The sequence below is a fragment of the Streptomyces sp. BK340 genome, from assembly GCF_007827595.1.
Taxonomy (GTDB): domain Bacteria; phylum Actinomycetota; class Actinomycetes; order Streptomycetales; family Streptomycetaceae; genus Streptomyces.
Genome location: NZ_VISR01000009.1, coordinates 164295 through 185196, shown reverse-complemented (window position 1 = coordinate 185196; position 20902 = coordinate 164295). Strand labels below are relative to the sequence as shown.

Here is a 20902-nt window from a genome sequence, read left to right as displayed (position 1 = left end):
CATCGCACCCATCTCTGTCATGCCCCTGATCAGCTCACATCTGCCCGCACGGAAGGAAAGACCATGTCTCCCATTCCCCGCAGGTCCCTCCTGAAGGCGGCCGCCGTCGCCGGAGCCGCCACCCAGTTCGGCTGGGCAGCCGGGGCGAGCGGCGCGCAGGCCGCGCCCGCGGCGGACGGCGCCGACCCGGTGACCCTGGACTGGCTGGAGGACGGCGGCCTCGGCGCCGCACCCGGCTCCACCGTCGGCGTGCCCTGGCCGATGGGCGTCTACCAGGAGGACCAGACCTTCGCGCTCACGGACGCCGACGGCAAGGACGTCCCCGTACAGACCTGGCCCCTCGCCCACTGGCCCGACGGCTCCCTCAAGTGGACCGCGCACGCGGTCGCCTCGGGCTCGGGCAGGCTCACCCTCACGGCCGGCACCCCCAAGGCGCCCGACCGGAAGGTCACCGTCGACAAGAGCGGCGGCACCGTCGACGTCTCCACCGGCGTCATCACCGTGAAGATCGGCAAGAACGGCTCCACCCTCGTCAAGTCGGTCAGCCGGGGCTCGACCGAGATCGCCAGGAACGGGCGGCTCGTGCTCGTCCGGCAGCCCGAGGCCGCGGACGAGGACCAGGGCACGGTCAGGACGGAGCGCTTCGACGGGGTGATCGGCGAGATCACCGTCGAACAGGACGGTCCGGTCCGCGCGGTGGTCCGGATCGACGGCAAGCACCGCAAGGGCGACCGCAGTTGGCTTCCCTTCTCGATCCGGCTGTACTTCTACGCCGGTTCCGAGTCCTTCCGCATGGTGCACACCATCACCTACGACGGCACGCTGGAACCCGGCAAGGCCGGTGGCGACTTCATCCGCGGGCTCGGCGTACGGTTCGCCGTGCCCATGCGGGACGCGGCCTACGACCGGCACATCCGCATCGGCGGCGAGGGCACCGGCCTGCTGCGGGAGGCCGTCCAGGGCGTCACCGGGCTGCGCCGCGACCCGGGCGCCGCCGTGCAGGCCGCCCAGTACGAGGGCCGGAAGCTGCCCGACCCGGCCACCTGGGACCAGCGCGTCACCACCCGCCTGCAGTACGTCCCGCACTGGGGCGACTACACCCTCTCCCAGCTCTCCGCAGACGGCTTCACCCTGCGCAAGCGCACCAGGAAGGGCTACGGCTGGATCACCGCCGGCGCTGGCGGGCGGGCCTCCGGCTTCGGCTACGTCGGCGGCGCGAGCGGCGGACTCTCCTTCGGCCTGCGGGACTTCTGGGAGAAGTTCCCCGCCCAGCTCGACATCCGCGACGCCCACACCGACGAGGCCACCGTCACCCTCTGGCTCTGGTCGCCCGAGGCGCAGCCGATGGACCTGCGCTTCTACCACGACGGCATGGGCCAGGACACCTACGCCGAGCAGCTCGAAGGCCTCAACATCACCTACGAGGACTACGAGCCGGAGTTCGGCACCCCCTACGGCATCGCCCGCACCTGCGAACTCCTCTTCTGGGCCAACGAGTCGACGCCCGTCGCCGAGACCCTCGCCGACCAGGTGACAGCCGTACGGACACTGCCGCAGCTAGCCGCCCCGCCCAGGCAGCTCATCAAGGCCAAGGTCTTCGGCCCCGGCCTCTACTCCGAGCCGGACCGCTCCACCGCCGCCAAGGCGAAGATCGAGGACCACCTCGACTTCCTCTTCGCCTACTACAAGGACCAGGTGGAGATGCGCCGTTGGTACGGCTTCTGGGACTACGGCGACATCATGCACACCTACGACCCGGCGCGGCACGTGTGGCGGTACGACATCGGCGGCTACGCCTGGGACAACTCCGAGCTCTCGCCCGACCTGTGGCTCTGGTACGCCTACCTCAGAAGCGGCCGCTCCGACATCTTCCGCTTCGCCGAGGCGATGACCCGGCACACCGGCGAGGTCGACGTCTACCACCTCGGCAAGTGGGCCGGCCTCGGCACCCGGCACGGCGTCCAGCACTTCGCCGACAGTGCCAAGCAACAGCGCATCGCCAACACCACCTACCGGCGCTTCTACTACTTCCTCACCGCCGACGAACGCGTCGGCGACCTCATGCGCGCCAACGTCGACTCCGACGAGACGTTCCTCGTCCTCGACCCGCAGCGCAAGGTCCGCACCGACCCGTACACCCCCGACCCGCACGCCCTGTCGATCGGCTTCGGCACCGACTGGAGCGGACTGGTGTCGGCCTGGTTGACGGAGTGGGAGCGCAAGGGCCCCAAGTGGGAGAAGGCCAGGGCCCGGGTCCTGTCCACCATGGAGACCATCGCCGCCCAGCCCAACGGCTTCGTCCAGGGCAGCGGCCTGTACGACATCGACACCGGCAGGTTCGCCGTCGCCGACAGACCGGTGGTGGCGGTCTCCCACCTCTCGGCCGTCTTCGGTCTGGGTGAACTGTGCGCCGAGCTGATCCACCTGGTCGACCTGCCGGAGTTCAAGGAGGCCTACCTCGACTACTGCCGCTACTTCAACGCCACCAAGGCCGAACAGGCGGCCCGCTACGGCAGCGACTTCGGCACCCTGCTGCTCTTCCAGGGCCACTCGCGCCTGGACGCCTACGCCGCCGTACAGACCGGTGACGCGACGCTCGCCAAGCGTGCCTGGACCAAGTTCTACAACTCCGACGGCTACACCGAGTCCGCACCGTGGAAGACCGAGAAGCTGACCGGACCGGCCACCCTGGTTCCCGGGAGCGAGGCGAGCTGGGTGTCGACCAACGACACCGCGCTGTACGGCCTCGCGGCCATCGAGAACCTGGCCCTGCTCGGCGACGAGATGCCCGGCTGAAGACGTTGGGGGAGCGCCGTCGCACGGGCGGCGGCGCTCGTCCCCCGAGTGTGGTTCGCGTCACCGTGCGGCGCATGAGTACGCGTACTCAGACCGACGCGTCCACCAGGGCAGACTCTGGCCATGGACTGGTCCCACTACCGCTTTCGCAGCCTGTGGTCCCTGCCCGCCCCGCCGGCCGTCGTGTACGCGGTGCTGGAGCGGCCCGAGGGCTATCCCGACTGGTGGCCGCAGGTACGGGCGGTGACCCGGCTCGACGACGTCACCGGCGTCATCACCATCCGGTCCCTGCTGCCGTACGCCATGACCTTCACCGCCCGCGAGACACGCCGCGCCCCGGCGGCCGGTGTCCTGGAGATCGCCGTGTCCGGCGACATCGAGGGATCGGCCCGCTGGACCGTCACGGCCGACGGCGCGGGCACGCTGGCCCGCTACGACCAGGTCGTCGACGTCACCAAGCCCCTGCTCAGAAGGCTGGCCGTGCCGGGACGCCCCGTCTTCCGCCTCAACCACCGGCTGATGATGGCGGCCGGGCGGCGCGGACTGCTGCGTCACCTGGAAGCGGTTTGAAGTAACACCGCAGGGACCTGTATTGTTCAGTGCGTTCCCGGGCGATTAGCTCAGTGGGAGAGCGCTTCGTTCACACCGAAGAGGTCACTGGTTCGAACCCAGTATCGCCCACCGGGAAAGAGCCGGTCCGCACAGCGGACCGGCTCTTTTGACGTCAGGGGGGCGTCGGGGGTACGGAACGGGGCAAGGACGGACCGAGAGTTGGCGCGCGACCGCGTCAGCGCCGGATCGGCAGTCCGATCGGCATCTTCTTCCTCACGCTGCTGCTCGGCGCTCAAACCCCCCGCCCCCGCGGGACCCGAGCCCGGCACAGGGCGGGATCCTGGCCGCCGAGCAGGTGGCCCCCGTGCACCAGGCCGCCTGGCTGCCCGGCCTCGCCGCCGCGGGCCACCTCACGCTCGGGGGTGCCGAGCACGCCCCGACCCTGCGGCGCCCCAACCGTGGTGCGGGCCCGGACGACCCGGTCACCAGGGAGGTTCTGCGCTACATGTTCGCGGGCCGCGCGGAGATCACCCTGGGCGCGTACGACTCGTCCTTCGGGACGGGCTGGCACGCGCCGGCCCGGCACCTGAAGCAGTGGCAGGCCGATTCCGGTCTGTGGGACCCGGCCGCCGTGCGCCTCGCCCGCCGCGCCCGGCCCGTGGGCATCGCCGCCACCGTGCTCGGTCCGGTCGCCGGCGTGGTGGGCGCCGCACTGGGCGCCGGCCGCCACGCGGCCGGAGGGCCGCTGCTCGTCGCCGGCGTGATCGTCTTCGGTGTCGGCCTCGCGCTGTGGCGGCGCGGCTGGGAACCGCACCGGCGCACCCCCGAGGGCAGCGCCCAACTGCTGCGGGTCGAGGCGTTCCGGCGCGCTCTCGCCGACCCGTCCGCGTTCCCCGACACGGAACCGCTCGACGACGACCAGGTGCGGCTCCGCACGGCGTGGGCCGTCGCACTCGGCCTGGGCGACACCTGGCGGCACGCCGTCGAGTCGTCCACCGTGCCCACCCGGCGGCGCGCGTCGCCGGCCGTGCGGTTCGGACCCGCGCCGGCCCCCGGCATCGTCGTCACGGCCGCGATGTCGTCCAGGGCACCCTCCTCCAGCGGCTCCGGAAGTTCTGGCGGCAGCGGCGGCGGCTCCTCGGGCGGCGTCGGCGGGGGAGCGGGCGGCGGTGCGGAGGCTCCTGGTGAACCACCGCCCCCGCCGAGGCCCGGGGAGCCGGTCCGGCAATGCCCGCCTGCCGCGCGGCGCTTGCCGGACAGCCGCTACGCCGCCGCCGGCAGCTCCGGCCTGAGCGGCCAGTCCGTGCTCACCGTCTCCTCCGAGCCGCTGCGCGCGAACCACGCCTGAAGCCCGCGGGCCTGCGCCGCGTGCCAGGCGGCCTGGAGCGTGTGCAGCTCGGCAGGGCTCAGACGCTCCAGCCGGGTGGCGAACCGGCGGCCCACGGCGCGGACGACGTCCAGCGCGGCCATGGCGTCCGCCGCCGCGTCGTGCGCGCCCTCCAGCGTCACCCCGTAGTGCGCGCACAGGTCGGTCAGCGTGCGCCGGCCCTTGCGGTAGCGGTCCAGGTGCTTGTCCAGGACCCGGGGATCCAGCACGTGCAGCGGGCTCGTCTCGAACCAGCGGTCCAGCGACGAGGCGCGGTGCCGGCGCAACTCCCGGTCCAGCAGCGTGAGATCGAACGGCGCGTTCATCACCACCAGCGGGCGGCCCATCGCCGCGTGCTCGGCCAGCTGCTCGGCTATCTCGAACATCACCGGCGCCGGCCAGCGGCCGTTGTGCTGCAGGTGTTCGTCCGTCAGACCGTGCACCGCCGTCGCCCCCTCCGGCACCGGCACACCCGGGTTCACCAGCCACCGGGTGATCCTGGGCCGGGTGCCCGGCGCGTCCTGGACGACGACGGCGGCCGACACGATCCGGTCGGCCTCCACGTCGACGCCCGTCGTCTCCGTGTCGAAGGCGGCCAGCGCCCCCTCGTACCAGCACGTCATCCCAACCCAACTCCTCGTTCACCCACGGCAGATGAAGTTCCGTCTTCTGCCCGTTTGGTGATACCCGGGCCGTTTGCGCCGTACGCCGGGAGGACACAACAGGAGTGCGGGTCTTTGCAGTTCAGCAGCCCGCAGCGGGGAAACTCTTGGCTTGGAAGGCTGTTGGTCATGGCCATAGCGCAGCCCGAGCGGGGCGGGCTGCTGCCCGAACGCCCGGGCACCGTCCGCGGCACGCTCGCCACCACCGCCTGCATGGAGACACTGCAGGTCGGATATCTGCACGCGGTCGCCGCCGCAGCGGGCTGCTCGCTGTCCCAGCCCTTCCCGGACAACGGCATCGACTGGCACGTCAGCCACAGCGCACCCGGACACACCGTCGACGACGAGGTCACCATCAAGGTGCAGCTCAAGTGCACCTACCAGGTCCCGCCGAACCCGCCGGGCCGCTCCTTCTCCTTCACCCTCGACAACGACCACCTGCGCAAACTCGCCCGCACGCCCGTCTCGGTGCACAAGATCCTGGTCGTCATGCTGGTCCCGCGCTCCCAGGACGACTGGCTGCGCGCCGGCCACGACCGGCTCGACCTCAGGCACTGCTGCTACTGGGTCAACCTCGCCGGTCACCCGGTCACCGGCCGGCACCGGACCACCGTGCGGATACCGACCTCGCGCATCTTCGACGACCGCGCGCTGTGCGAGATCATGACGCGGGTCGGGACGGGAGGCAGGCCATGAGGATCCGTCCGTACGACGAGCCGGCCAGGCAGGTCCGGCCGCACCCCGACGACCTGGCCTGGAACCGGCCGCCCGACCCCGCCGAGATCGACCCCGCCGTATTCGGCGCCCTGCTGCGCCGGCACGGCTGGCAGCGGCGCGGGGGAGCGGCCGGGCGCTACGGCCGCTGGACCCCGCCCGGGCCGGGCGGCGGCGGGACCAGCCTGCTGGTGCCCGAGAGCCGGGCCTTCCCCGACAGCGACGACCTGCTCGGCGAGGCCCTCGACGCCCTCGCCCGCAGCGACACCCCCGCCGCGCGCGAGGTGCTGATCTCCCTCGCCGTGCCCAGCGACGAGATCCGCTGGTGGCGGGACACCCCGGGCGGGCCCGTCGGCGCCTCCCCCTGGGCGGTCGACGAGCGCCTGCGCACCGCGGCCCGCCAGATGCTCCTCGCGGCCGCGCTCGCCACGCGCGCGCGTGCCGGCTACTACGGCGCCCGGCACCGCCGGTCCGCCGCCGGACTCCTGGAGGACGTCCTGGTCGGCCCCACCGCCGAGGGCCACCGGCTGACCGCCTTCGTGCCCGTGCCCACCGGCCGCTCCCTCGCCGTCCGCCTCCACCAGGCCCTGTACGCCGCCCGCGAGGCCATCGACTACCAACGGGCCACCGGCGGCATGGACGCCTTCGACGGCGCGGTCGGGGCCGGCGTCAGCCGAGAGCTGACCGAGGCGCTCACCACGCTCGTCCGTGGCACCGAGGGCGCCCGCATCGCCATCGCCTGGGCCCCCGGGGCCGGAGTGCCCGAGGGCTGCGCCGCCACCGCCGAACCCGTCGAGTTCTCACCCGGCGACCTGCCCGTGCTGCACGCGGCCGGCGCCCGCTACGTCCAGGGCGAACCCTCGGTGCCGGTGCGGATCACCGGCACGGTGGTCCGCCTGCGCCGCTCCGGGCCGCGCGGCGCGGGCACCGTACGGCTGCGGGTGCTCGCCGGCGCCGAGGTCCCGCACGTCCGCTTCACCCTGGACGAGGAGGACTATCGCATCGCCGGCCACGCCCACCTCGTCGGCCTCCCGGTGCGGGTCCACGGCCGTCTGGAGCGCCGCGGCGGCTTCCGCAGGCTCACCGGCGCCTCCGGGGTCGTCCCCGTGCAGGTGGACGACGCCGAGCGGGACCGGCTGATGAAGTCGCTGCAGGGGACCGATCAAGAAGGGGCCTTCTTCGAGGAGGCGTGCGGAGAGGCGTACGGGGGCGAGGACTGAGGGTGACCGTTTAGCGGTCGGTGGTGTCGGGTCGGTACGATCCCTTGTGCGCGCGCTCCTGGTATGGCGCCGCATCCCACCTTCAGTCAGGAGAGACCGGTGTCAGACGTCCGTGTGATCATCCAACGCGATTCCGAGCGGGAAGAACGCGTGGTGACGACGGGCACTACGGCCGCCGACCTCTTCGCGGGTGAGCGGTCGATCATCGCCGCGCGCGTGGCCGGCGAGCTGAAGGACCTCGCGTACGAGCTGTCCGACGGCGACGAGGTCGAGGGCGTCGAGATCTCCTCCGAGGACGGTCTGAACATCCTGCGCCACTCCACCGCGCACGTCATGGCGCAGGCGGTGCAGGAGCTGTTCCCCGAGGCCAAGCTGGGCATCGGCCCGCCGGTCAAGGACGGCTTCTACTACGACTTCGACGTCGAGAAGCCGTTCACGCCCGAGGATCTCAAGGCCGTCGAGAAGAAGATGCAGGAGATCCAGAAGCGCGGTCAGCGCTTCGCCCGCCGCGTCGTCACCGACGAGGCCGCCCGCGAGGAGCTGGCGAACGAGCCGTACAAGCTGGAGCTGATCGGCCTCAAGGGCTCGGCGTCGCACGACGACGGCGCGGACGTGGAGGTCGGCGCCGGCGAGCTGACGATCTACGACAACCTGGACGCCAAGACCGGCGACCTGTGCTGGAAGGACCTCTGCCGCGGTCCCCACCTGCCCTCGACCCGTCTCATCCCGGCGTTCAAGCTGATGCGCAACGCGGCCGCCTACTGGCGCGGCAGCGAGAAGAACCCGATGCTCCAGCGCATCTACGGCACCGCCTGGCCGTCCAAGGACGAGCTGAAGGCGTACCTCGACTTCCTCGCCGAGGCCGAGAAGCGCGACCACCGCAAGCTGGGCAACGAGCTCGACCTGTTCTCCATCCCCGAGCAGATCGGCTCCGGCCTCGCCGTCTTCCACCCCAAGGGCGGCATCGTCCGCCGCGTGATGGAGGACTACTCGCGCCGCCGTCACGAGGAGGAGGGCTACGAGTTCGTCTACACCCCGCACGCGACGAAGGGGAAGCTCTTCGAGACGTCCGGCCACCTGGACTGGTACGCCGAGGGCATGTACCCGCCCATGCAGCTCGACGAGGGCGTGGACTACTACCTCAAGCCCATGAACTGCCCGATGCACAACCTGATCTTCGACGCGCGCGGCCGCTCGTACCGTGAACTGCCCCTGCGCCTCTTCGAGTTCGGGACCGTGTACCGGTACGAGAAGTCGGGCGTCGTGCACGGCCTGACCCGGGCCCGCGGCTTCACCCAGGACGACGCGCACATCTACTGCACCCGTGAGCAGATGTCCGAGGAGCTGGACAAGACGCTCACCTTCGTCCTCGGCCTGCTGCGCGACTACGGCCTGACCGACTTCTACCTGGAGCTGTCCACCAAGGACCCGGAGAAGTTCGTCGGTTCGGACGAGGTCTGGGAGGAGGCGACGGAGACCCTCCGCGAGGTCGCCGAGAAGCAGGGCCTGCCCCTGGTCCCGGACCCGGGCGGCGCCGCCTTCTACGGTCCGAAGATCTCCGTCCAGGCCAAGGACGCGATCGGCCGCACCTGGCAGATGTCGACCATCCAGCTCGACTTCAACCTGCCCGAGCGCTTCGACCTGGAGTACACCGGCCCGGACGGCTCCAAGCAGCGCCCGGTGATGATCCACCGCGCCCTCTTCGGCTCGATCGAGCGCTTCTTCGCGGTGCTCCTGGAGCACTACGCGGGCGCCTTCCCGGCGTGGCTCGCCCCGGTCCAGGCGATCGGCATCCCGATCGGTGACGGGCACGTCGAGTACCTGGAGAAGTTCGCCGCGGCGGCCCGGAAGAAGGGCCTGCGCGTCGAGGTGGACTCCTCCTCGGACCGCATGCAGAAGAAGATCCGCAACGCCCAGAAGCAGAAGGTGCCCTTCATGGTCATCGCGGGCGACGAGGACATGTCGAACGGCTCGGTGTCCTTCCGCTACCGCGACGGCTCGCAGGAGAACGGCATCCCGTTCGACGAGGCCATCGCCAAGATCGCGCAGGTCGTGGAGGAGCGGACCCAGGTCTGATCCGTACCCGTACCGTTCGCAGGGCCCCCGGGGATCACTTCCTCGGGGGCCCTGCGTCGCCCTCGCGCGTGAAGGTCTGCATCAGCCAGGACGAGAACGAACCCGTCACGGCGCCGAGGAGAGCCAGCCCGCAGGCCATCATCCCGATCGCGATCGTCCGGCCGGCCCTGGTCACCGGGGTGATGTCGCCGTAGCCGACCGTGCTGAGGGTCGAGGCCGCCCACCACACGGCGTCCCCGAACGTCTTCATGGTGGTGCCGGGCGCGCCACGCTCCTGCTTGTAGACCGCGAGGGCACCGGAGAAGCCGAGCAGCAGGGTGGACAGGCTCGCGTACGCGATCACGCGGGCGTACAGGGACAGCCGGGGCTCGCCCTGCCGGCGCTGGATGACCTCGAAGAGCGGAACGATCCGCAGCGGGCGCAGCAGCGGCAGCACGACCACCACCGTGAGCAGGAAGTGCCCGGTGACGAAGCGCAGGAAGCGCTGCCCGCTGAGCCGCCAGCGCACCACGTAGTCCGCGGCGAAGGCCACCCAGATCGCCAGCAGCACGAACCCGCACAGGTCGAGCCAGAAGGGCGCCACGTCGGTCGCCAGCACACGGGTCGCGTAGGCCGCCAGGAACACCAGTGAGGCCGCGAACAGCGGAATCTCGGCGCTCTGCTCCCAGCGGGCCAGGGGGCTGTCGTCGTCCACCGGCCAAGCTTGGCCGGTGAGTGCCCTCTCGCCGCCCCGGCGACACGCCGCGAAAGGGCGAAGCCATATGCTGCCTTGCATGACGAGTGAGCCGGAGCAGCAGATCGGAGTGGGGACGCAGGACGCGTTCCAGCGCCTGTGGACGCCCCACCGGATGGCCTACATCCAGGGCGAGAACAAGCCGACCGGCCCCGGGGCCGGCGACGGCTGCCCGTTCTGCTCCATCCCGGCCAAGTCCGACGAGGACGGCCTGATCGTACGCCGCGGCGAGCACGTGTACGCCGTGCTCAACCTCTACCCGTACAACGGCGGCCACCTGATGACCGTGCCCTACCGGCACGTGGCCGACTACACCGACCTGACCGGGCCGGAGACCACCGAGCTGGCCGAGCTGACCAAGCAGGCGATGACGGCCCTGCGCACCGCCTCCGGCGCGCACGGCTTCAACATCGGTATGAACCAGGGGACGGTGGCCGGCGCCGGCATCGCGGCCCACCTGCACCAGCACATCGTCCCGCGCTGGGGCGGCGACACGAACTTCATGCCGGTGGTCGGCCACACGAAGGTACTGCCGCAGCTGCTGGCGGACACGCGGAAGATGCTGGCCGAGGCCTGGCCGGCGTAGGTCCCCGGGTGCCCTCCGCAGAGGGCATCCCCTACGCGTCGTACAGGTCCGCCTTCCTGGGCGACGCATCCTGCACCAGACCGCTGAGCACGGACGACCGGTTGCCGAACTTCGCCGTGTCCACGCCGTTCTCCGCCAGGACCCGGAGTGCGGCCGAGTGCACCACCCGCAGCACCGGCGTGGCCGCACGCAGCGCGTCGTCGGCCATGAAGCGGTGCCGCCAGGGCTGGTCGGCCCAGGCGTGCCTGAGGCCGAAGGGCTCGGGCAGCACGAGGGAGCCACCGAGCCAGTTGAGGAGCGGTGGATACCAGGTCAGCGGGGCGCGCGCGGCGAGCCGTACGACCTCGTCGGTGCGGACCAGCGGCAGCTTGACCGTGCGGGTCTCCCACGGCTTGAGGGACTTGGTGACCTCCTTGGTCGGCGCCTCCGGCTTCGCGTGGAACAGCGGGTTCACCGGTCCCAGCGCGTGTCCGGTCACCTCGATGCGCAGCGTCTCGTGCAGCACGGTCACCGTGATCAGCATGGTCAGGACCAGCTGGCCGTCCCACAGGGTCCACTGCACGCCCAGATAGTGCCGGTCGCCGCTGCCGAACTGCTGCTTGTTGCAGATGTCCTGTATGGCGTGCGGCTTGACCTGGAACGCCTCGACGTCCGTGCCCTCCGGCCGGGCCACCGCCTTCGCGTTCTCACCGATCGGCGTGACGATCCAGTGCCGTATCGAGGGCCGCGGGAAGCCGCCGGTGTTCAGCGGTCCGCGCTCCAGCATCCGCAGCTGGTCGTGGATCGCGCGTACGACGTCCCAGCTGCGGAAGGGGTGGATCTCCCGGGTGGGGTCGGCGGGCACCAGGTCCTCGGCGAGCTGCCAGGCGCCCCAGCGGGTACCCATGCCGAGTATGCCCTTGGGGCCGGCGTAGAAGACCGAGTTGGACTGCTGCTCGGCGCTGAGCCGGGCCAGCGACTGGCGCAGCTGCTCGGCCGCGGTCTCGCCGGGGCTGCGCGGCACGGCCTCGGGGACCTTGGCGCCGACGCTGGTGCCCGAGAGCAGGCCGTCCCAGCGCGCCCGCAGGTCCTTCGCGGTGCGCTCGCAGATCTGCTTGGCCCAGAACCAGCCCAGCACCGGGGCGACGACGCAGCCGCGCGCGTACCACGCCCAGAACCCGGTGAACGGCATCTTCAGCAGGAAGAGCGCGGCGAGCACGCCGACCCCGGCGAGCAGGGCGGTGGCGAGCGCGCCGGCCCGCTTGTCCTCGCGCTTGGCGACGAACGTGCGCAGCTGGAAGACGAGCAGCCAGCCGATGAGGCCCGGCAGGAAGATCAGGCCGCACACCACCATGACCAGGGACAGCCGGTTGTCCCGCTCCCGGCGGATGTTGTTGGCCGCCAGGCAGTGCTCCACGACGACCTGCGGCTCGGCGCCGAAGGACTGGATGAGCGGCTTGCGCCCGGGCGCGAGCATGCGGTCGACGACGGCCCGCGAGAAGGCCTCTCCGAGGTTCGGCTTGAGCAGGGCGATCCGGCCGGCCTTCACCGCCGACTGGTGCCACTCGTTGTCGGTCTTCTTGATGTCCTCGACCACGTTGTCCCGGTAGGCCGCCGAGGCCAGCGCGAAGGTCGCCGCCTGTCCCTCGTCGCCGGACACGGGCACCTGCGGTCCGTCCCACTCCGTGCCAACCGACATTCCCGCCCCCATCGCCGCCGGTGTCGCTTCTGCGGCCTTCCCGACTTCCCTGCCCCGCACACCTTTTGAACAGCGCGTCGTGCCGATACCAAGCCACGGCCGAACGAGTTCGGCGCACCGTGACCAGGTGATCAGCGTATCCGCAGCCACTGACACCGCGTCGGCGGACGGCCGAAGCCGCCCGCCGGCGCATGACGTCCACCGGTGGTGAACTACGAGGATTCTCCCGCCTGTTCGCGGATCCGCTCGGCGATCTGCGGCGGCATCGGCTCGTGCCGGGCGTACGCCCGGTCGAAGCGCGCCGTCCCGTGCGACAGGGAGCGCAGGTCGATCGCGTAGCGGCCGATCTCGAACTCGGGCACCTCGGCGCGGACCAGGGTCCGTCCGGCACCCACCTGCTCGGTGCCGAGCACCCGGCCGCGCCGGCTCGACAGGTCGCTCATCACCGCGCCCACGTAGTCGTCGGCGACCAGCACGGTCACCTCGGCCACCGGCTCCAGCAGATGGATCCGGGTCTGGGCCGCTGCCTCGCGCAGGGCCAGGGCCCCCGCCGTCTGGAAGGCGGCGTCGGAGGAGTCCACCGAGTGCGCTTTGCCGTCCAGCAGTGTGATCCGCACGTCCACCAGCGGATACGCGGCGACCACGCCTTTGGCGGCCTGCGCACGTACGCCCTTCTCCACGGACGGGATGAACTGGCGCGGCACGGCGCCGCCCACCACCTTGTCCACGAACTCGATGCCCGAGCCGCCCGGCAGCGGCTCCACCTCGATCTCACAGATGGCGTACTGCCCGTGCCCGCCGGACTGCTTGACGTGCCGGCCGCGCCCCGCGGCCTTCGTGGCGAACGTCTCCCGGAGGGAGACCCGGTGCGGTACGACGTCGACCTGGACGCCGTACCGGCTGCGCAGCCGCTCCAGGGCGACGTCCGCGTGGGCCTCGCCCAGGCACCACAGGACCACCTGGTGGGTGTCCTGGTTCTGCTCCAGGCGCATCGTCGGATCCTCGGCCACCAGCCGGCTCAGCCCCTGCGAGAGCTTGTCCTCGTCCGCCTTGCTGTGCGCCTGGATGGCGAGCGGCAGCAGCGGGTCCGGCATCTGCCAGGGCTCCATCAGCAGCGGGTCGTCCTTGGCCGAGAGCGTGTCCCCGGTCTCGGCGCGGCCGAGCTTGGCCACGCACACCAGGTCGCCCGCGACGGCGTGCGTCACCGGGCGCTGCTGCTTGCCGAAGGGCGTGGACAGCGCGCCGATCCGCTCGTCCACGTCGTGGTCCTCGTGCCCGCGGTCGGCCAGGCCGTGCCCGGAGACGTGCACCGTCTCGTCGGGGCGCAGGGTGCCGGAGAAGACGCGGACCAGCGAGATCCGGCCGACGTACGGGTCGGAGGCGGTCTTCACGACCTCGGCGACCAGCGGGCCGCTCGTGTCGCAGGCCTTCAGGTCGCGCGGCTTGCCGTCGATGGTGGTGACCCCGGGCATGGGGTGCTCGACCGGGGTGGGGAATCCGCCGGTGATCAGTTCCAGCAGCTCGACCGTGCCGAGGCCCTGCCGGGCGCCGTCGGCGGCGGGGGCGGCCGCCAGTACCGGGAAGAAGGTGCCGCGCGCGACGGCCCGCTCCAGGTCGTCGATCAGCGTCTTGACGTCGATCTGCTCGCCGCCGAGGTAGCGGTCCATGAGGGTCTCGTCCTCGCTCTCGGCGATGATCCCCTCGATCAGCCTGTTGCGGGCCTCCCCGATGGCCGGCAGCTGGTCCTCGCCGGGCTCGGCCTCCTTGCGCTCCCCGGACGCGTAGTCGAACAGTTTCTGCGACAGCAGCCCGATCAGCCCGGTCACGGGCGCGTGCCCGTCGGGTCCCTCCGGCGCGCGCAGCGGCAGGTACAGCGGCAGCACGGCGTCGGGGTCGTCGGCGCCGAAGGCCTCCGCGCACACCCGGGTCATCTCCTCGAAGTCCGCCCGGGCGGCCTCCAGGTGTGTGATCACGATCGCTCGGGGCATGCCGACGGCCTGGCACTCCTCCCACAGCATGCGGGTCGAGCCGTCCACGCCGTCCGAGGCCGAGACGACGAAGAGGGCCGCGTCCGCCGCTCGCAGACCGGCCCTCAGCTCCCCGACGAAGTCGGCGTACCCGGGGGTGTCGAGGATGTTGATCTTGAACCCGTCCCATTCGACCGGGGCCAGGGAGAGCTGTACCGAGCGTTGCTGCCGGTGCTCGATCTCGTCGTAGTCGGAGACGGTGCCGCCGTCCTCGACGCGGCCCGCCCGGTTGACAGCCCCCGCGGTCAGCGCGAGGGCCTCCACCAGAGTCGTCTTGCCCGAACCGGAGTGGCCGACCAGCACCACATTCCGTACGGACGCGGGGTGGTCGGCCGCCACTGCCCTGCCGGCGGCCCCGGGGTGTGTTTGCGCCTTGTCGCCCATGATCCTGCCTCCCGTTGACGGTGAGGTCACTGTGGGCGCGGACACGCGGCACCGCGTGCACTGGCGGCTCCTGCGACGCCCGCGGTCCTTCGAGCTTTCCACTCCCGTCATGCTGCGTCCATACGACGGACGCCGATCGCGCCACGCGCCCCCCCGCGCGGGCGGGTGTGCACCGGTTCGCGGCACGTCTGCGGGTGCCCGCCCGTCACCTGTGCGCGCGCGTGACTACGATGGGCCAGCCGGTGGCCACCAGGGCCGCGGCGCCACGACCGTCGGGAAGGCCATGCTGAACAAGTACGCGCGTGCATTCTTCACGCGTGTCCTCACACCGTTCGCCGCGTTTCTCATCCGGCGGGGCGTGAGCCCCGACGCGGTCACACTCATCGGCACGGCCGGTGTGGTCGCGGGCGCGCTGGTCTTCTTCCCCAGGGGCGAGTTCTTCTGGGGCACGATCGTGATCACCCTGTTCGTCTTCTCGGACCTGGTCGACGGCAACATGGCCCGCCAGCTGGGCCGCTCCAGCCGCTGGGGTGCCTTCCTGGACTCCACGCTCGACCGGGTGGCCGACGGCGCGATCTTCGGCGGCTTCGCCCTGTGGTACGCGGGCAACGGCGACAACAACGCCCTGTGCGCCGTCTCGATCTTCTGCCTGGCCAGCGGCCAGGTGGTGTCGTACACCAAGGCGCGCGGCGAGTCGATCGGGCTGCCGGTCGCCGTCAACGGCCTCGTCGAGCGCGCCGAGCGGCTGGTGATCTCGCTGGTGGCGGCCGGTCTGGCCGGCCTCCACACGTTCGGCGTCCCGGGCATCCAGATCCTCCTCCCGATCGCCCTGTGGATCGTCGCCGTGGGCAGCCTCGTCACCCTCGTCCAGCGGGTCGTCACCGTCCGCCGAGAGTCCGCCGAGGCCGAGGCGGAGGCCGAGGCGGAGCAGAACGCGTCCCAGGGGAGGGAGGCGGCGAAGTGAGCACCGCCGACCGGTTCACCGACGCGCTGTACGGTCTCGGCTGGAGCACCGTCAAGAAGCTTCCGGAACCCGCCGCTGTCCGGCTCGGCCGGTCCGTCGCGGACCTCGCCTGGAAGCAGCGCGGCAAGGGCGTCCTGCGGCTGGAGGCGAACTACGCGCGCGTGGTGCCCGACGCCGGCCCCGAGCGCCTCGCCGAACTCTCCCGCGCGGGCATGCGCTCGTACCTGCGCTACTGGATGGAGTCCTTCCGGCTGCCCGCCTGGAGCGCCGAGCGCGTCAGGACGGGCTTCGACTGCACGGACGTCCACCACCTGACCGACGGGATCGCCTCCCCCCGGGGCCTGATCCTCGCGCTTCCGCACATGGCCAACTGGGACCTGGCCGGCGCCTGGGTCACCACCCGGCTGGAGACGCCGTTCACCACGGTCGCCGAGCGGCTCAAGCCCGAGTCGCTCTACGACCGCTTCGTCGCCTACCGCGAGGGTCTCGGCATGGAGGTCCTGCCGCACAGCGGCGGCACCGCCTTCGGCACCCTGGCCCGGCGGCTGCGCGACGGCGGCCTGGTCTGCCTGGTCGCCGACCGGGACCTGTCCGCGTCCGGCGTCGAGGTCGACTTCTTCGGCGAGCGGACCCGGATGCCCGCCGGCCCGGCCCTGCTCGCCCAGCAGACCGGCGCGCAGCTGATGCCCGTCACCCTCTGGTACGACGACTCGCCCGTGATGAAGGGCCAGGTGCATCCTCCGATCGAGGTACCGGAGACAGGCAGCCGGGCCGAGAAGACGTCTGTCATGACACAGGCACTGGCCGACGTCTTCGCCAAGGGGATCGCCGACCACCCGGAGGACTGGCACATGCTCCAGCGCCTGTGGCTCGCCGACCTCGACCCCGCGAAGGGACCCGCGTGAGAATCGGGATCGTCTGCCCGTACTCCTGGGACGTCCCCGGGGGCGTCCAGTTCCACATCCGCGACCTCGCCGAGTACTTCATCCGCCTCGGCCACGAGGTCTCCGTCCTCGCCCCGGCCGACGACGACACCCCGCTGCCGCCGTACGTCGTCTCGGCCGGCCGCGCGGTGCCGGTGCCGTACAACGGCTCGGTGGCCCGCCTCAACTTCGGCTTCCTGTCGGCCGCGCGGGTGCGGCGCTGGCTGCACGACGGCGCGTTCGACGTGGTCCACATCCACGAGCCGACCTCCCCGTCGCTCGGCCTGCTGACCTGCTGGGCGGCCCAGGGCCCCATCGTGGCCACCTTCCACACCTCCAACCCCCGCTCGCGCGCGATGATCGCCGCGTACGCGATCCTGCAGGCCGCGCTGGAGAAGATCAGCGCGCGCATCGCGGTCAGCGAGTACGCCCGCCGCACCCTGGTCGAGCACCTGGGCGGCGACGCGGTGGTCATCCCCAACGGCGTCGACGTCGACTTCTTCGCCAAGGCCGGGCCGAACCCCGAGTGGCAGGGAGACACGCTCGGCTTCATCGGCCGCATCGACGAGCCCCGCAAGGGCCTGCCGGTCCTGATGAAGGCCCTCCCGAAGATCCTCGCCGCCCGCCCGCAGGCGCGTCTGCTGGTCGCGGGGCGCGGGGACGAGGAGGCGGCCGTCGAGGACCTGCCCGAGGAGCTGCGTTCCCGCGTCGAGTTCCTCGGCATGATCAGCGACGAGGACAAGGCGCGCTTCCTGCGCAGCGTCGACCTGTACGTCGCGCCCAACACCGGCGGCGAGAGCTTCGGCATCATCCTCGTCGAGGCCATGTCGGCGGGCGCCCCGGTCCTCGCCTCCGACCTGGACGCCTTCGTCCAGGTCCTGGACCAGGGCCAGGCGGGCGAGGTCTTCGCCAACGAGGACGCGGACGCCCTGGCCGAGGCCGCCGTACGCCTGCTGGCGGACCCCGACCGCCGGGCCGAACTGCGCGAGCGGGGCAGCGCCCACGTCCGCCGCTTCGACTGGTCCACCGTCGGCGCGGACATCCTGTCGGTGTACGAGACGGTCACCACCGGTACGTCGGCGGTGGCCACCGACGAGCGCACGGGGTTCAGGGCCCGGTTCGGGCTGGCGCGGGACTGAGGCGAGGGTCTGCTCCGGCCGGCCTCGCGGGCCGACTAACCTTCGCCCGTGACCGCAACCCTGATCTGGATCTTCGTCGCGCTCGTCGCCATCGGCCTCTATCTGAGCTGGACGGCCGGCCGGCTGGACCGGCTGCACGTGCGCATGGACGCCGCGCGGGCCGCGCTGGACGCGCAGCTGCTGCGGCGGGCCTCCGTGACCCAGGAACTGGCGACCTCGGGCGTGCTGGACCCGGCCGCCTCGATCGTGCTCTACGAGGCCGCGCACGCCGCCCGGCAGGCGGAGGAGGAGCAGCGGGAGGTCGCCGAGAGCGAGCTGAGCCAGGCACTGCGCGCGGTGTTCGAGGATCCGCAGCAGGTCGAAGCCGTGCGGGAGGCCCCGGGCGGCGAGTCGGCGGCCCGCGAGCTGGCCGAAGCGGTACGCCGGGTCCCCATGGCCCGCCGCTTCCACAACGACGCCGTGGGAGCCGCCCGCAGGCTCCGGGAGCACCGCAAGGTGCGCTGGTTCCGGCTGGCCGGTCACGCCCCCTTCCCGCTGGCCTTCGAGATGGACGACGAGCCTCCCGCGGCGCTGGTGGAACGGGCCTCCTGAACCTTTGGTGGACCAAAAGGATCCACCGGGTTGCCATTGGCCCTTGCTGTGGCCTGGTCCACTCACGTTTCCTCTCTGAAGCAGAAAACCCTCTTTCACTTCAGTGAGGTCACCCGTGTCCACCACCGAGAACCAGGCTCCCGAGACCGGCACCGCCCGCGTGAAGCGCGGTATGGCCGAGCAGCTCAAGGGCGGCGTGATCATGGACGTCGTCACCCCGGAGCAGGCGAAGATCGCCGAGGACGCGGGCGCCGTCGCGGTCATGGCCCTGGAGCGAGTCCCCGCCGACATCCGCAAGGACGGCGGCGTGGCCCGCATGTCCGACCCGGACATGATCGAGGGCATCATCGACGCAGTCTCCATCCCGGTCATGGCGAAGTCCCGCATCGGCCACTTCGTCGAGGCCCAGGTGCTGCAGTCCCTCGGCGTCGACTACATCGACGAGTCCGAGGTCCTCACCCCGGCCGACGAGGTCAACCACTCCGACAAGTGGGCCTTCACCACCCCCTTCGTCTGCGGTGCCACCAACCTGGGCGAGGCCCTGCGCCGCATCGCCGAGGGCGCCGCGATGATCCGTTCCAAGGGCGAGGCCGGCACCGGCAACGTGGTCGAGGCCGTCCGTCACCTGCGCCAGATCAAGAACGAGATCGCCCGCCTGCGCGGCTACGACAACAACGAGCTGTACGCCGCCGCCAAGGAGCTGCGCGCCCCGTACGAGCTGGTCAAGGAGGTCGCCGAGCTGGGCAAGCTCCCGGTGGTCCTCTTCTCCGCCGGTGGTGTCGCCACCCCGGCCGACGCCGCCCTGATGCGCCAGCTCGGCGCCGAGGGCGTGTTCGTGGGCTCCGGCATCTTCAAGTCCGGCGACCCGGCCAAGCGCGCCGCCGCCATCGTGAAGGCCACCACCTTCTACGACGACCCGAAGATCATCGCGGACGCCTCCCGCAACCTGGGCGAGGCCATGGTCGGCATCAACTGCGACACCCTCCCCGAGGCCGAGCGCTACGCGAACCGCGGCTGGTAAGGCACCGGAAGACATGAACACCCCCGTCATAGGCGTCCTGGCCCTCCAGGGCGACGTACGGGAGCACCTCATCGCCCTGGCCGCGGCCGACGCCGTGGCCAGGCCGGTGCGGCGCCCCGAGGAACTCGCCGAGGTCGACGGTCTCGTCCTGCCCGGCGGCGAGTCCACCACCATCTCCAAGCTGGCCGTCCTCTTCGGAGTGATGGAGCCCCTCCGCGCGCGCGTACGCGACGGCATGCCCGTCTACGGCACCTGCGCCGGCATGATCATGCTCGCGGACAAGATCCTCGACCCGCGCTCGGGCCAGGAGACCATCGGCGGCATCGACATGATCGTGCGCCGCAACGCCTTCGGACGGCAGAACGAGTCCTTCGAGGCGGCGGTCGACGTCAGGGGCGTGGAGGGCGATCCTGTAGAGGGCGTCTTCATCCGCGCCCCCTGGGTCGAGTCCGTCGGGGCCGAGGCCGAGGTGCTCGCCGAGCACGAAGGCCACATCGTGGCGGTCCGTCAGGGCAACGCGCTCGCCACGTCGTTCCACCCGGAACTGACCGGCGACCACCGCGTGCACTCCCTGTTCGTCGACATGGTGCGCGCGAACCGGACGGCCGAGTCCTTGTAGGATCTCTGGCGTTCGTTGTTTGGATGGGTTACGCGAAGGAGACAGGCAGATGTCCGGCCACTCTAAATGGGCTACGACGAAGCACAAGAAGGCCGTGATCGACGCCAAGCGCGGCAAGCTCTTCGCGAAGCTGATCAAGAACATCGAGGTCGCGGCCCGCATGGGCGGCGTCGACATCGAGGGCAACCCGACCCTCTACGACGCCATCCAGAAGGCGAAGAAGCAGTCGGTCCCGAACAAGAACATCGACTCCGCGGTCAAGCGCGGCGGCGGCCTCGAGGCCGGCGGTGCCGACTACGAGACGATCATGTACGAGGGCTACGGCCCGAACGGTGTCGCGGTGCTCATCGAGTGCCTCACCGACAACCGCAACCGCGCCGCCTCCGACGTCCGCGTCGCGATGACCCGCAACGGCGGCTCCATGGCCGACCCGGGCTCGGTGTCGTACATGTTCAGCCGCAAGGGCGTCATCATCGTCCCCAAGGGCGAGCTGAGCGAGGACGACGTCCTGGGTGCCGTCCTGGACGCCGGCGCCGAGGAGGTCAACGACCTCGGTGAGACCTTCGAGGTCATCAGCGAGGCCACCGACCTGGTCGCGGTCCGCACCGCTCTCCAGGAGGCCGGGATCGACTACGACTCCGCCGACTCCAGCTTCGTGCCGTCCGTCCAGGTCGAACTGGACGAGGAGGGCGCCAAGAAGATCTTCAAGCTGATCGACGCGCTCGAGGACAGCGACGACGTGCAGAACGTCTTCGCCAACTTCGACGTGAGCGACGAGATCATGGAGAAGGTCGACGCGTAGCGCCGCGGCGGGCTGCGCAGGTTCTCACGGGCCGACGGGACACCCCGTC

18 protein-coding genes and 1 tRNA gene are annotated in these 20902 nt (G+C 71.3%); 15 read left to right on the top strand and 4 right to left on the bottom strand.

Features of this window, described 5'->3' with window-relative positions; translation table 11 throughout:
• Nucleotides 1-63 precede the first annotated feature (63 nt).
• From FB157_RS18805 to FB157_RS18790, 4 genes are all read left to right on the top strand, one after another.
• Nucleotides 64-2796, top strand: a complete 2733-nt coding sequence (locus FB157_RS18805) for a Tat pathway signal sequence domain protein (RefSeq protein ID WP_145881197.1) — start codon at nucleotides 64-66, stop codon at nucleotides 2794-2796.
• A gap of 123 nt (nucleotides 2797-2919) precedes the next feature.
• The gene (locus tag FB157_RS18800) at nucleotides 2920-3366 is read left to right on the top strand and encodes an SRPBCC family protein (protein ID WP_145881195.1); all 447 of its coding nucleotides are present in this window, start codon (nucleotides 2920-2922) and stop codon (nucleotides 3364-3366) included.
• Between the two features lie 39 nt (nucleotides 3367-3405).
• Nucleotides 3406-3477: transfer RNA gene (locus FB157_RS18795), tRNA-Val, on the top strand.
• Nucleotides 3478-3514: 37 nt separating this feature from the next.
• A complete protein-coding gene (locus tag FB157_RS18790) occupies nucleotides 3515-4696 on the top strand; it encodes a DUF2207 family protein (protein WP_186581564.1) in 1182 nt (393 codons plus the stop codon).
• On the opposite strand, the gene FB157_RS18785 is transcribed toward FB157_RS18790, so the two are convergent.
• Nucleotides 4612-5337 (bottom strand): 3'-5' exonuclease, encoded by a 726-nt coding sequence (locus tag FB157_RS18785; protein WP_145881191.1) that lies wholly within the window; start codon nucleotides 5335-5337, stop codon nucleotides 4612-4614. The genes FB157_RS18790 and FB157_RS18785 overlap by 85 nt on opposite strands.
• A 168-nt stretch (nucleotides 5338-5505) precedes the next feature.
• On the opposite strand from FB157_RS18785, the gene FB157_RS18780 reads away from it, so the two are divergent.
• From FB157_RS18780 to thrS, 3 genes are all read left to right on the top strand, one after another.
• The gene (locus tag FB157_RS18780; protein ID WP_145881190.1) at nucleotides 5506-6072 is read left to right on the top strand and encodes a DUF4365 domain-containing protein; all 567 of its coding nucleotides are present in this window, start codon (nucleotides 5506-5508) and stop codon (nucleotides 6070-6072) included.
• Entirely contained in the window at nucleotides 6069-7310 is a 1242-nt protein-coding gene (locus tag FB157_RS18775) for a hypothetical protein (protein WP_145881188.1), read from the top strand. The genes FB157_RS18780 and FB157_RS18775 overlap by 4 nt, the downstream gene beginning before the upstream one ends.
• Nucleotides 7311-7409: 99 nt before the next feature.
• The gene (gene thrS, locus FB157_RS18770; RefSeq protein ID WP_145881186.1) at nucleotides 7410-9386 is read left to right on the top strand and encodes a threonine--tRNA ligase; all 1977 of its coding nucleotides are present in this window, start codon (nucleotides 7410-7412) and stop codon (nucleotides 9384-9386) included.
• A 34-nt stretch (nucleotides 9387-9420) separates the two neighbouring features.
• Here the strand turns inward: thrS and FB157_RS18765 are convergent, their stop codons facing one another.
• Nucleotides 9421-10080 (bottom strand): potassium channel family protein, encoded by a 660-nt coding sequence (locus FB157_RS18765; protein WP_145881185.1) that lies wholly within the window; start codon nucleotides 10078-10080, stop codon nucleotides 9421-9423.
• A 67-nt stretch (nucleotides 10081-10147) separates the two neighbouring features.
• Here FB157_RS18765 and FB157_RS18760 point away from each other — a divergent pair, with 67 nt between their 5' ends.
• Nucleotides 10148-10705 carry an HIT domain-containing protein gene (locus tag FB157_RS18760; protein WP_145881183.1) on the top strand — a complete coding sequence of 186 codons (558 nt, stop codon included), beginning with the start codon at nucleotides 10148-10150 and terminating at the stop codon, nucleotides 10703-10705.
• A 31-nt stretch (nucleotides 10706-10736) separates the two neighbouring features.
• Here FB157_RS18760 and FB157_RS18755 read toward each other — a convergent pair whose 3' ends face one another.
• Nucleotides 10737-12383 (bottom strand): hypothetical protein, encoded by a 1647-nt coding sequence (locus tag FB157_RS18755; RefSeq protein WP_145881181.1) that lies wholly within the window; start codon nucleotides 12381-12383, stop codon nucleotides 10737-10739.
• A 212-nt stretch (nucleotides 12384-12595) separates the two neighbouring features.
• Nucleotides 12596-14794 (bottom strand): elongation factor G-like protein EF-G2, encoded by a 2199-nt coding sequence (locus FB157_RS18750; protein WP_145881179.1) that lies wholly within the window; start codon nucleotides 14792-14794, stop codon nucleotides 12596-12598.
• A 283-nt stretch (nucleotides 14795-15077) separates the two neighbouring features.
• Between FB157_RS18750 and pgsA the strand changes: the two genes are divergently transcribed.
• From pgsA to FB157_RS18715, 7 genes are all read left to right on the top strand, one after another.
• Complete coding sequence (pgsA, locus tag FB157_RS18745) at nucleotides 15078-15758, top strand: phosphatidylinositol phosphate synthase (RefSeq protein ID WP_145881177.1); 681 nt, start codon at nucleotides 15078-15080, stop codon at nucleotides 15756-15758.
• On the top strand, nucleotides 15755-16663 hold the full coding sequence (locus FB157_RS18740; RefSeq protein WP_145881175.1) for a phosphatidylinositol mannoside acyltransferase: 909 nt from the start codon (nucleotides 15755-15757) through the stop codon (nucleotides 16661-16663). Before pgsA ends, FB157_RS18740 begins: the two co-directional genes overlap by 4 nt.
• The gene (locus FB157_RS18735; protein WP_145881173.1) at nucleotides 16660-17820 is read left to right on the top strand and encodes a glycosyltransferase family 4 protein; all 1161 of its coding nucleotides are present in this window, start codon (nucleotides 16660-16662) and stop codon (nucleotides 17818-17820) included. The genes FB157_RS18740 and FB157_RS18735 overlap by 4 nt, the downstream gene beginning before the upstream one ends.
• Before the next feature lie 48 nt (nucleotides 17821-17868).
• Nucleotides 17869-18411 (top strand): LemA family protein, encoded by a 543-nt coding sequence (locus FB157_RS18730; RefSeq protein ID WP_145881172.1) that lies wholly within the window; start codon nucleotides 17869-17871, stop codon nucleotides 18409-18411.
• Between the two features lie 115 nt (nucleotides 18412-18526).
• Nucleotides 18527-19432 carry a pyridoxal 5'-phosphate synthase lyase subunit PdxS gene (gene pdxS / locus FB157_RS18725; RefSeq protein ID WP_145881170.1) on the top strand — a complete coding sequence of 302 codons (906 nt, stop codon included), beginning with the start codon at nucleotides 18527-18529 and terminating at the stop codon, nucleotides 19430-19432.
• A gap of 13 nt (nucleotides 19433-19445) precedes the next feature.
• Nucleotides 19446-20051: a pyridoxal 5'-phosphate synthase glutaminase subunit PdxT gene (pdxT, locus tag FB157_RS18720; protein WP_145881167.1), complete on the top strand. Its 606-nt coding sequence runs from the start codon at nucleotides 19446-19448 to the stop codon at nucleotides 20049-20051.
• Nucleotides 20052-20100: 49 nt separating this feature from the next.
• The gene (locus FB157_RS18715) at nucleotides 20101-20853 is read left to right on the top strand and encodes a YebC/PmpR family DNA-binding transcriptional regulator (RefSeq protein WP_145881166.1); all 753 of its coding nucleotides are present in this window, start codon (nucleotides 20101-20103) and stop codon (nucleotides 20851-20853) included.
• The last annotated feature ends 49 nt before the right edge of the window (nucleotides 20854-20902 follow it).